Here is a 12,017-nt window from a genome sequence, read left to right as displayed (position 1 = left end):
GGCTCGTGCGGTACCGGTCCCACCGCCGGCTCCCGCGTCCCGTGACGCGGCCGGAAATGCGGAGACGCGCCCCGGCCCCCGCTTCTACGCTGAGTCGCATGTCAGGTACCGCACAAGCCCGCAAGGACCCTGACGACCGCGGGAGACCGCACACCGTGACACCTCAGGACCCGGACCGTGCGACCGTTGCCGCCGTGCAGCGCCGCACGCTCCGGGTCCTGGTGTCCGCGCAGGTCGTCGCCGGTATCGGAATGGGCTCGATGCTCTCCTCCGGGGCGCTGCTCGTCGCGCGGCTCACCGGTTCCGAGGCCCTCGCGGGCCTCGCCACCACCTCCGTCACCCTCGGCGCCGCGCTGCTCGGCATCCCGCTCGCCGCGCTCTCCCGATCCCGGGGCAGGCGGGCGGGCCTCGGCGTGGGCTGGCTGTTGGCCGCCGCCGGGTCACTGACGGTGCTCGTCGCCGCGCACCTCGGCTGGTTCCTCCTGGTCCTCGCCGGGACCCTGCTCATCGGATCCGGTACCGCCGCCAACCTGCAGTCCCGCTACGCCGCCGCCGACCTCGCCGAGGACGCTCACCGGGCGCGCGCCCTGTCCCTGGTGGTGTGGTCCACCACGGTCGGCAGCGTCATCGGGCCCAACCTCAGCGGCCCTGGGGAACCGGTCGCACGCGCCCTGGGACTGCCCGAGGAGGCGGGCACCTTCGTCTTCTCCGTCGGTGCCTTCCTGGCCGGCGCGGCGCTGATCTGGTTCCTGCTGCGACCTGACCCCCTGCGCCTCGCGGCCGCGCGGGCGGGCGCACACGTCCCGGCCGGCGTCACGGAACCCGTCGCACCCTTCCGCACCCGGATCGTCGCCGCCGTGCGGCACGTCCGTACCTCGCGGCCGGCGCTGCTCGGCCTGTCAGCCGTCGTCCTCGGTCATGCCGTGATGGTGTCCGTGATGACCATGGCGCCGCTGCATCTCACCCATCACGGTGCCGCGTTGAGCGCCGTCGGCTTCAGCATCAGCCTGCACATCGCCGGGATGTACGCGCTGTCGCCGCTCGTCGGATGGCTCACCGACCGGCTGGGCCGGGTCCGCGTGATCCTCGCCGGCCAGGCCGTCCAGGTCTGCGCCGCCGTCACCGCGGGTATCGCGGGCGGCGCGCCGTGGGCCGTCGCCGCGGGTCTGTTCCTGCTGGGTCTGGGCTGGTCCTGCGCCACTGTGGCCGGCTCGACGCTGCTGACGGAGTCCACCGCGGCCGCGCACCGCTCCGAGGTGCAGGGGCTCGCCGACACCCTGATGAATCTTGCCGGCGCCGCCGGTGGCGCGGTCGCCGGCGGCATCGTCGCACTGATCGGCTTCGGCGGCCTCAACTTCGCCGTCCTCGCCGTGCTCCTCCCGGTCACCGCCCTGGCGCTTGCGCCACGTACGCGGGACCGGGCATGACCGGCGCCGAGCGGGGCAGGGCCACGCGGCCGGAGCGGACGTGGAGTCCGCCGACCCGGCCCCGCCCGCCGATCTACCCGCCGTACGCCCCGCTCGCCGTCAGCCGCAGTGCCGTGTCGATCAGCGGGACGTGGCTGAACGCCTGCGGGAAGTTGCCCACCTGACGCTTGAGCTTGGGGTCCCACTCCTCCGCCAGCAGACCCAGGTCGTTGCGGAGCGAGAGCAGCCGCTCGAAGAGCTTGCGGGCCTCCTCGACGCGTCCGATCATCGCCAGGTCGTCGGCGAGCCAGAACGAGCACGCCAGGAACGCGCCCTCCTCGCCCTCCAGGCCGTCCACGCCGAGGTCGTCCGCGCCGGAGGTCGGGTAGCGCAGCACGAAGCCGTCCTCGGTGGCCAGCTCCCGCTGGATCGCCTCGATCGTGCCGATGACGCGCTTGTCGTCCGGGGGCAGGAAGCCCATCTGCGGGATCAGCAGCAGCGAGGCGTCCAGCTCCTGCGAGCCGTAGGACTGGGTGAAGGTGTTCCGCTCCTTGTCGTACCCCTTCTCGCAGACGTCCCGGTGGATGGTCTCGCGCAGGTCCTTCCACCGCTCCAGCGGGCCGTCCACGTCCCCGGACTCGATCAGCTTGACCGTGCGGTCCACCGCGACCCAGGTCATCACCTTGGAGTGCACGAAGTGGCGGCGCGGACCGCGGACCTCCCAGATCCCCTCGTCCGGCTCGTCCCAGTGCTGCTCGACCCAGCGGATCAGCTTCAGCTGCAGCACCGAGGCGTAGTCGTTACGGGCCAGACCCGTCATGTGCGCCAGGTGCAGGGCCTCGGTGACCTCGCCGTAGACGTCCAGCTGAAGCTGGCCCGCGGCACCGTTGCCGACCCGTACCGGCTGTGAATTCTCGTACCCCGGAAGCCAGTTGAGTTCGTTCTCGCCCAACTCGCGCTCACCGGCGATGCCGTACATGATCTGCAGGTTCTCCGGGTCGCCGGCCACCGCCCGCAGCAGCCACTCGCGCCACGCGCGCGCCTCTTCGCGGTAGCCGGTGCGCAGGAGCGACGACAGGGTGATCGCGGCGTCCCGCAGCCAGGTGAAGCGGTAGTCCCAGTTGCGGACACCGCCCACGCACTCGGGCAGCGAGGTCGTCGGCGCCGCAACGATCCCACCGGTCGGCGCGTAGGTCAGCGCCTTGAGCGTGATCAGCGAGCGCACCACCGCGTCCCGGTAGGGGCCGTGGTAGGTGCAGTGCTCGACCCACTCGCGCCAGAAGTCCTCGGTGGCCGTCAGCGACGCCTCGGGCTCCGCCAGCGCCGGCGGCTGGTGGTGCGAGGGCTGCCAGCTGATCGTGAAGGCGATCCGGTCGCCCGGCCGGACGGTGAAGTCGGAGTACGTCGTCAGGTCCTTGCCGTAGGTGTCCACGGAGGTGTCCAGCCAGACCGAGTCCGGTCCCGCGACCGCGACCGTGCGGCCGTCCACCTTGTGGACCCATGGCACGACCCAGCCGTAGGAGAACCGCATCCGCAGCGCGGAGGTCATCTGGACGCGTCCGCTGACCCCTTCCACGATGCGGATCAGCTGCGGTGCGCCGTCACGGGGCGGCATGAAGTCGATGACCCGTACCGTTCCGCGCGGTGTGTCCCATTCCGACTCCAGCACGAGCGAATCGCCCCGGTAGCGGCGGCGGTCGGCGGGCAGCGGCTTGCCCTCGGGGCCGTGCGAGGGCCCCATCCGCCAGAATCCGTGCTCCTCGGTGCCCAGCAGTCCGGCGAAGACCGCCGGCGAGTCGAAGCGGGGGAGGCACAGCCAGTCGACCGTGCCGTCCCGGCACACTAGGGCGGCGGTCTGCATATCGCCGATGAGTGCGTAGTCCTCGATGCGCCCGGCCACGTGCCTCTCCCGTCGAACTGGAGTGACGCCCCCCACGGGACGTGTGATGTATCCGTCCTGCCCATGAAACGTCGCCGAGCAGCGGGACCGGAAATCGGGGCGGGGGTGGTGCCTTCCCGGACGGCTCGATTGCGAGTGTCCGAGCAGGATACGACGCACGCGGATGATCTGCGTGACCCTCGCGTCGAGTGGGGTGGTCCGAACGGGTGGCCTGTGTCACGTGAGAGTCCGGGTGCGTGGCCGGGAGCGACCATGCCAGGTCGCTGATAGCCTGGTACCCCGTGGACCGGTGGGACCCCAGAGCTGTCACGGCAGATGTCACGGCACCCCCGAACCGCAGCGAAGGCACCCCTGAAACTCCAGGTCGGCGCCGCATCGCACCTCTCCACCTCGCGACCACGGGAGTTCCCTCTTGGCCATGCCGCCCAAATCCACGACGACCAAGCACCTCTTCGTCACCGGGGGCGTCGCCTCCTCGCTCGGCAAGGGGCTCACGGCCTCCAGCCTGGGTGCGCTCCTGAAGGCGCGCGGCCTGCGGGTCACGATGCAGAAGCTCGACCCCTACCTCAACGTCGACCCCGGAACGATGAACCCGTTCCAGCACGGTGAGGTCTTCGTCACCAACGACGGAGCCGAGACCGACCTGGACATCGGCCACTACGAGCGGTTCCTCGACGTCGACCTCGACGGCTCCGCGAACGTGACCACCGGCCAGGTCTACAACACCGTGATCGCCAAGGAGCGGCGCGGTGAGTACCTCGGCGACACCGTGCAGGTCATCCCGCACATCACCAACGAGATCAAGCACCGCATCCGGCGGATGGCGACCGACGACGTCGACGTCGTCATCACCGAGGTCGGCGGCACGGTCGGCGACATCGAGTCGCTGCCGTTCCTGGAGACCGTCCGCCAGGTCCGCCACGAGGTCGGCCGGGACAACGTCTTCGTCGTGCACATCTCGCTGCTCCCGTACATCGGCCCGTCCGGTGAGCTGAAGACCAAGCCGACCCAGCACTCGGTCGCGGCGCTGCGCAACATCGGTATCCAGCCCGACGCGATCGTGCTGCGCGCCGACCGCGAGGTGCCCACCGCGATCAAGCGCAAGATCTCGCTGATGTGCGACGTCGACGAGGCCGCGGTCATCGCGTGCCCGGACGCGCCGTCCATCTACGACATCCCCAAGGTCGTGCACGCCGAGGGCCTGGACGCCTTCATCGTGCGCAAGCTGGACCTGCCCTTCCGTGACGTGGACTGGACCCAGTGGGCGGACCTGCTGGACCGCGTCCACAACCCCGGCCACGAGGTCAAGGTCGCGCTGGTCGGCAAGTACATCGACCTGCCCGACGCCTACCTCTCGGTCACCGAGGCGCTGCGCGCCGGCGGCTTCGCGAACAAGACCCGCGTGAAGCTGAAGTGGGTCACCTCCGACGACTGCAAGACCCCGACCGGGGCCGCCGAGCAGCTCGCGGACTGCGACGCCGTCTGCATCCCCGGCGGCTTCGGCGACCGCGGTGTCGACGGCAAGGTCGGCGCGATCACCTACGCCCGCGAGAACAAGCTGCCGCTGCTCGGCCTGTGCCTGGGCCTGCAGTGCGTGGTCATCGAGGCGGCCCGCAACCTGGCCGGCATCGAGGGCGCGAACTCCACCGAGTTCGACCCGGCGGCGGCCGACCCGGTCATCTCCACGATGGCCGAGCAGATGGACATCGTCGCCGGTGAGGGCGACATGGGCGGGACGATGCGGCTGGGGATGTACCCGGCCAAGCTCGCCGAGGGCTCGATCGTCCGTGAGGTCTACGACGACCAGCCGTACGTCGAGGAGCGCCACCGCCACCGCTACGAGGTCAACAACGCCTACCGCGGTGAGCTGGAGAAGAAGGCAGGTCTGCTGTTCTCCGGCACGTCCCCCGACAACAAGCTCGTCGAGTACGTCGAGTACCCGCGCGAGGTGCACCCCTACCTGGTCGCCACCCAGGCGCACCCGGAGCTGCGCTCCCGCCCGACCCGCCCGCACCCGCTCTTCGCGGGCCTGGTCAAGGCGGCCGTCGCCCGCAAGACGGGTGCCGGGAAGTAAGGCACGGCACGACGGATACGGTTGCCGGGGTACGGCCTCTTCGAGGTCGTGCCCCGGTTTCTGCGTTGAGGCTCACCAAGGAGGACGCCGCATGGCGATCAAGGACACCCCCGAGGAGTGGACGGTCACCGCGACCACGACGCCGTTCACCGGGAAGAAGACCAGCGTGCGCACCGACGAGGTCGTCATGCCGGACGGCTCCACCGTCACCCGCGACTACCAGGTGCACCCCGGTTCCGTCGCCGTCCTCGCCCTGGACGACGACGGCAACGTACTGGTGCTCTGCCAATACCGTCACCCGGTCCGCCAGAGGCTCTGGGAGATCCCGGCCGGACTGCTCGACGTCCCCGGCGAGAACCCGCTGCACGCCGCGCAGCGCGAGCTGTACGAGGAGGCGCACGTCAAGGCAGAGGACTGGCGGGTGCTGACCGACGTCTACACCACCCCCGGTGGCTGCGACGAGGCCGTACGGATCTTCCTCGCCCGCGACCTCTCCACGGCCGAGGGGGAGCGCTTCGAGGTCTTCGAGGAGGAGGCCGACATGGAGCTGGCGCGGGTGCCGCAGGCCGAGCTGGTCCGCGGTGTGCTCGCCGGCGAGCTGCACAACAACTGCCTCGTCGTCGGCGTTCTCGCGCTGACCGCGGCCCAGGGCGGCGAGGGGCTGGACGCGTTGCGCCCGGCCGAGGCGCCGTGGCCGGCCCGCCCGTTCGAGAGCTGATCCGGCCGGTCGCGCCGCCGGCCCTCCGTCTTCCGGTCCGATGATCTGCTGATCCGATCGAGTGACTCAACCGCCCTGCTCAGCACGGCTTGTGACGGGGTGTGAACTACCCTCGGTCGCATCCCCGTCCGCGTCCGCGGCGGGCTCGTACGCGCAGGTGGACGGGAGCGTGGCCGGTGACGGATCAGGCGGTGGGCGGGGGGCACCTCCCGCCGGAGACGGCGGGGCGGCCCGCCACGGCGGCGCGCGATCTGCAGGCGTCACCACCCCGCCAGGACGGCGTCGCCGGCGGCCCGCAAAGTCGCCGCGGCGCCCCTGAGGGGACCGCCCCGGGGGCTCCCGCCGCGCCTCCGGCGTCCCGTTTCGCCGGCCGGCGCCGGGAGCTCAAGGCGCTCCGCGCCGACATCGCGCGGACCGGCCTCGACACCCTCTCCGGCCGCAGGGGAGCCCGCAGTCGCGTCCTGCTCATCGCGGGCCGCCCCGGGGCCGGCCGCACCGCCCTCGCCGAGGAGCTGCTGCGCGAACTCGCGGACGACTACCCCGACGGTGTGCTGCGGGCCGCTCTGACCGCGCCGGGCGGCGAACCGGTCGGCACCGACCGCACCGCCCGTGAGCTGCTCACCGCGCTCGGTGTCGACTCCCCGCCCGGCGCGACCGAGGACGAGCTGACGGAGAGCCTGCGGGCCGCGCTCGCCGATCGCCGCGCGCTGCTCTTCCTGGACGACGCACCAGGCGCCGAGCAGGTCGAGGTACTGCTCCCGGACGCCCCGGACTGCCTGGTGGTGGTGGTCTCACAGGGGCCCCTGACGGGCATCCCCGATGTGCGCCCCTGCACCGTCGGCGGTCTGGACAGCGCGGCGTGCGTGGAGATCCTCGCCCGGTTCGCGGGGCCGACCCGCATCACCGTCGACCCGCGGATCGCGGAGGCCGTCGCCGAGGAGTGCGGTGGACAGCCCGCAGCTCTGGTGCTGGCCGGCGGCTGGCTCGCCGCCCGGCCCAAGGCGTCGATCTCCGACCTGCGCAACGAGCTGCACGGCGTCCCGCTGCCCGAGGACCTGCCGACGGGCACCCGCCCGCTCTACCGGGCGTTCCGGCTCGCCTACGCCGCGCTGCCGCCGCCGGCCGCCCGGATACTGCGGCTGCTCACACTGGCTCCCGGCGGTCTGATCGACGCGCACATCGCGTCCGCGCTGGCCGGCTGCTCGGTCGCCGCGGCCACGACGATGCTGCACGACTTCGTCGCCCTCGGCCTGCTGCGGCCGGCCCCCGACGAGGAGACCGGAGCCGACGAAGCGGCCGGCTCCTCATCGGCCCGCGCTTCCGGCAGTGTGCCGCATCCGCGCTACCAACTGCCCGGCTGTCTGGGACCGTTGGCGCATGAGCTGCTCCTGGAGCACGAGCGGCCCGCGGACATCCAGCTGGCAAGGGCCCGGATGCTGGAGCGCACCGTGCGCCTGCTCCAGTCCTGCCGCGCCATGGGCGAGCCGGCCGATTCCCCCGCGCGCCAGAAGGTCGCCGGGTTGCCGCGCTCGCTGCGCTTCCCGTCCGAGGACGCCGCCGCGAGCTGGCTGCGCAGCCGCCGTGACGCGCTGCTCGACGCCGCCAGGGTCGCTGTCGCGGACGGCGAACTCGACACCCTGGACCGGCGGTTGATGGCCGCGCTGACCCGGACGCTGCTCGCCCACCTGGGAGCGCAGGCGGCCGCGCCGGACCTCTACGCACTGCACGGACTCGTCCTGGAAGTGGCCAGGCGGCGCGACCTGCCGCACGAGAAAGCCGCCGCACTGCTCAATCTCGCGGACCTCGACGGCCGGTGCGGACGGACGGAGGAGGCGCTCAGCGGCTACCGCGGAGCGCTGGAGGCCGCCCGCTCGGTGAAGGACCCGGTGGCCACCGGCCGGGCGCTGGAGTCACTGGGCGGTACGTACTCCGAGCTGGGCGACTGGCAGCGGGCCGCCGACTGGTACGGACGGGCGCTTGAGCTGCGGCTGGCCCGCGGGGAGAGCGCCGACGCCGCGCGGCTGCACGGGCGGATCGGCGGCGCGCACACCTATGCGGGCCGGTGGGGCGACGCGCTGAAGGAGTGGCGGGCCGCCGCCCGGACGTACCGCAGGCTCGGCGACGTGGCGGGGCAGGCGCGGGCGACCGGCGAGGTGGCACGGGTCCAGGAGTACGCGGGCCGGCCCGAGGAGGCCCTGCGGACCTGCATGGAGGCGCTCGAATGCGCCCGCGGCGCGGGTGACGGACGTCTCGAAGCGGCACTCCAGCTACGGATTGCGGACACCCTCGAGCGGCTCGGCGACCCAGCCGCAGCACGGCTCCATCGGGCCGTGGGAGAGCGACTTCTCGAAGATCACCCTCTGTGACCTACGAAATCGGTAGTGGTCATCGAAAAGATTGAAGCTTTGCAAGGCTAGACAACGAGAGCTCCTTCAATAGACTGGGTGGGCCGCGTACGGCGCGGTCAGTTCCGTCATGCACCGCATGAGGGGATAATTCCTCCTGCAACCTCTCTTACAAGGACCGTGATCGACGTGAAGGTCGGCATCCCCCGCGAGGTCAAGAACAACGAGTTCCGCGTGGCCATCACGCCCGCCGGCGTGAACGAGCTGGTTCGCCACGGCCACCAGGTCTTCGTCGAGAAGGACGCCGGCCTCGGCTCGTCCATCACGAACGAGGAGTACGTCTCCGCCGGCGCCGCCATCCTCGGCACCGCCGACGAGGTCTGGGGCACCGCCGACCTCCTGCTGAAGGTCAAGGAGCCCATCGCGGAGGAGTACCACCGCCTCCGCAAGGACCAGACCCTCTTCACCTACCTGCACCTCGCGGCCTCCCGCGAGTGCACGGACGCGCTGCTGGACTCCGGCACCACGGCCATCGCCTACGAGACCGTCGAGACGGCCGGCCGCCAGCTGCCGCTGCTCGCCCCGATGTCCGAGGTCGCGGGCCGGATCGCCCCGCAGGTCGGCGCGTACCACCTCATGCGTCAGGCCGGCGGCCGCGGTGTGCTGCCCGGCGGCGTCCCCGGTGTCCACGCGGGCAAGGCCGTCATCATCGGCGGCGGCGTCTCCGGCTGGAACGCCCTGCAGATCGCCGTGGGTCTCGGCTTCCACGTCACGCTGCTCGACAAGGACATCAACAAGCTCCGCGAGGCCGACAAGATCTTCGGCACCAAGGTGCAGACGATCGTCTCCAACGCCTTCGAGCTGGAGAAGGCCGTCGTCGAGGCCGACCTCGTCGTCGGTGCCGTCCTGATCCCCGGCGCCAAGGCCCCCAAGCTGGTCACCAACGAGCTCGTCGCCAAGATGAAGCCCGGAAGTGTCCTTGTCGACATCGCGATCGACCAGGGCGGCTGCTTCGAGGACTCGCGTCCCACCACGCACGCCGAGCCGACCTTCCCGGTCCACAACTCGGTCTTCTACTGCGTCGCCAACATGCCCGGCGCGGTCCCGAACACCTCCACCCACGCGCTCACCAACGCCACGCTGCCCTACATCGTGGAGCTGGCGAACCGCGGCTGGGTCGAGGCGCTGCGCCGTGACCCGGCGCTGGCCAAGGGCCTCAACACGCACGACGGCAGGGTGGTCTACGGACCCGTCGCCGAGGCGCACGGCCTGGAGGCCGTCGAACTGCGCACGCTCCTGGGCTGAGCGTCAACCGCGAGCGTCAACGCTGCACATCCGGCCGGGCCTTGTCGACAAGGCCCGGCCGGTCGCATGTACGAGTCCGCGGATGTCCGACGCCGGCGGGCCGGCTCTCAACTCGCCGTGAACGTAACCCTTTAACCGATTCGCACACCCCCGAAACCTCGGTCTGATGCCGCCTGCGCCCTTGACATCGAGGGGTTCGGTTGCCGACACATCGTGCCGGGTCCGGTGGATTGTGTTGCTGCGAACGCCCGACACGCCATAGAGTCGCCAACCGTCGGCATGGTGCCACGCTGACCTATCGATAAGTTTCCTGGTCACATCCAAGGAGGTACGACGACTTGTGAATGAGTCGACATTTTCTCCCGGAGGTGGTCGACCAGGAGTCGTTGCACGGGGCCAAGGTCCCTCGGGGCTCAAGGCTGTCGGCTCCGTCGCAGTCCACACCTTCGCAGCCCACCAGAGCACGACCACGACAGCCCACGAAAGCATGGACGGCCATCACGTGAACGCCATGGCCGGCGACCGGGGCAGTGGAGATCCCGCCCGTCTCGCCGACTACGACGACCTGCCCGAGGGGCACTTCTACGATCCCGACGCGGAGTACGAGCCGGACCCGGAGTACGCGGCGACGCTCGCTCCGGACGCGGCCCGTCAGCGCCGCGAGCGCGTCGGCCCGACCGGGCGCCCGCTCCCGTACTTCCCGATCCCCGGACCGCTGTCGGATCACGGCCCCGCCAAGATCATCGCGATGTGCAACCAGAAGGGCGGGGTCGGCAAGACCACCTCGACCATCAACCTGGGCGCCGCACTCGCCGAATACGGACGACGGGTGCTGCTCGTCGACTTCGACCCGCAGGGTGCCCTGTCGGTCGGACTCGGCGTCAACCCGATGGAACTCGACCTGACGGTCTACAACCTGCTCATGGAGCGGGGCATGTCGGCCGACGACGTCCTCCTCAAGACCGCGGTCCCCAACATGGACCTGCTGCCCAGCAATATCGACTTGTCGGCGGCAGAGGTGCAGTTGGTCAGCGAGGTCGCGCGCGAGTCGACACTGCAGCGCGCGCTCAAGCCGCTGCTCGCGGACTACGACTACATCGTCATCGACTGCCAGCCCTCGCTCGGTCTGCTCACCGTCAACGCCCTGACGGCGGCTCACAAGGTCATCGTCCCGCTGGAGTGCGAGTTCTTCGCGCTGCGCGGCGTGGCGCTGCTCACCGAGACGATCGAGAAGGTCCAGGAGCGGCTCAACCCCGAGCTGGAGCTGGACGGCATCCTGGCGACGATGTACGACTCCCGCACCGTGCACAGCCGCGAGGTGCTCGCACGTGTCGTGGAAGCCTTCGACGAGCACGTCTACCACACCGTCATCGGCCGTACGGTCCGCTTCCCCGAGACGACCGTCGCGGGCGAGCCGATCACCACGTACGCCTCCAACTCCGTGGGTGCGGCCGCTTATCGTCAGCTCGCCAGGGAGGTGCTCGCCCGGTGTCACGCCGAGTGAGTCTGCCCGGAGCCGACGAGCTGTTCCGCACCACCGGGGGGATGGGGCTGCAGCCCTCGTCTCCCCGCCGCACGGCGAACGGCTCCCCGGCCAACGGCGAGGCACCTCGGGTGCCCGCGCCGGCCGGGGAGAGCACTCCGGCCCCGACCGCGCCGGAGGCGCCCCCCGTTGTACGGGCGCGCCGACCGGCGACGGTCGCGCCGGCCGGTGACGGCGGCCCGGGGGCTGCACGCACGGCTCCGCCGGCAACCCCGGCCGAACACAGCGGCCGTGAGACGGACGCGGACGGGCCCAAGGGGCACCGGACGCCGACGGGCCGGTCCGGCCGGGCCGACGACGACGCGGCAGCGGCGGCCGCCCAGGCCGGCGGGCAGAGCCGCCGTCGTGGCGGCGGGCGCGGCGCCAACCGGCGTCCCAGCGGCCGGGAGCGGCACGACGAGAAGATCACGGTCTACGTCTCCGCCGAGGAACTCATGGACCTGGAGCACGCGCGCCTGGTGCTGCGCGGTGAACACGGTCTCGCCGTCGACCGCGGCCGGATCGTGCGCGAGGCGGTGGCCGTCGTCCTCGCCGACCTGGAGTCGCGCGGAGACGCCAGCATCCTGGTACGGCGGCTGCGCGGACGTTAGGCCGGGGCCGGGCGGTCCGGCCCGGGCCGGTTTCCGTACGCCGCACGCTGCCGTGCGGCGTCCCCGGCGGCGCGGTCCTGACGGGATAGCCTGCCCACTCGGTGGGGCGGCCCCGGTGAGGCCGGGCCGAGTCCCT

Annotated in this window: 8 protein-coding genes; 7 read left to right on the top strand and 1 reads right to left on the bottom strand. The window is 71.5% G+C overall.

The window, feature by feature from the left end; genetic code table 11:
• Nucleotides 1-98 precede the first annotated feature (98 nt).
• Nucleotides 99-1,427 carry an MFS transporter gene (locus ACGFZW_RS20130; protein ID WP_393894493.1) on the top strand — a complete coding sequence of 443 codons (1,329 nt, stop codon included), beginning with the start codon at nucleotides 99-101 and terminating at the stop codon, nucleotides 1,425-1,427.
• A 73-nt stretch (nucleotides 1,428-1,500) separates the two neighbouring features.
• Here the strand turns inward: ACGFZW_RS20130 and ACGFZW_RS20125 are convergent, their stop codons facing one another.
• Entirely contained in the window at nucleotides 1,501-3,306 is a 1,806-nt protein-coding gene (locus ACGFZW_RS20125) for a glycoside hydrolase family 15 protein (RefSeq protein WP_393894492.1), read from the bottom strand.
• A 418-nt stretch (nucleotides 3,307-3,724) separates the two neighbouring features.
• Here ACGFZW_RS20125 and ACGFZW_RS20120 point away from each other — a divergent pair, with 418 nt between their 5' ends.
• The 6 genes from ACGFZW_RS20120 (at nucleotide 3,725) to ACGFZW_RS20095 (ending at nucleotide 11,881) form a co-directional block, all read left to right on the top strand.
• The gene (locus ACGFZW_RS20120; protein WP_393894491.1) at nucleotides 3,725-5,380 is read left to right on the top strand and encodes a CTP synthase; all 1,656 of its coding nucleotides are present in this window, start codon (nucleotides 3,725-3,727) and stop codon (nucleotides 5,378-5,380) included.
• 91 nt (nucleotides 5,381-5,471) lie between these two features.
• Nucleotides 5,472-6,098: an NUDIX domain-containing protein gene (locus ACGFZW_RS20115; RefSeq protein ID WP_393894490.1), complete on the top strand. Its 627-nt coding sequence runs from the start codon at nucleotides 5,472-5,474 to the stop codon at nucleotides 6,096-6,098.
• Between the two features lie 176 nt (nucleotides 6,099-6,274).
• A complete protein-coding gene (locus tag ACGFZW_RS20110) occupies nucleotides 6,275-8,464 on the top strand; it encodes a tetratricopeptide repeat protein (RefSeq protein ID WP_393894489.1) in 2,190 nt (729 codons plus the stop codon).
• 168 nt (nucleotides 8,465-8,632) lie between these two features.
• A complete protein-coding gene (gene ald / locus ACGFZW_RS20105) occupies nucleotides 8,633-9,748 on the top strand; it encodes an alanine dehydrogenase (protein WP_393894528.1) in 1,116 nt (371 codons plus the stop codon).
• Between the two features lie 487 nt (nucleotides 9,749-10,235).
• Nucleotides 10,236-11,252, top strand: coding sequence for a ParA family protein (locus ACGFZW_RS20100; protein WP_393894488.1), 1,017 nt, complete (start codon nucleotides 10,236-10,238; stop codon nucleotides 11,250-11,252).
• Entirely contained in the window at nucleotides 11,237-11,881 is a 645-nt protein-coding gene (locus ACGFZW_RS20095; RefSeq protein ID WP_393894487.1) for a hypothetical protein, read from the top strand. The genes ACGFZW_RS20100 and ACGFZW_RS20095 overlap by 16 nt, the downstream gene beginning before the upstream one ends.
• Nucleotides 11,882-12,017: the final 136 nt, after the last annotated feature.

It is taken from the genome of Streptomyces sp. NPDC048248, from assembly GCF_043201875.1.
In the GTDB taxonomy this organism is placed as follows: domain Bacteria; phylum Actinomycetota; class Actinomycetes; order Streptomycetales; family Streptomycetaceae; genus Streptomyces.
The sequence above is the reverse complement of the archived record's forward strand: the minus strand, read 5'-3'. Positions and strand labels throughout refer to the sequence as shown.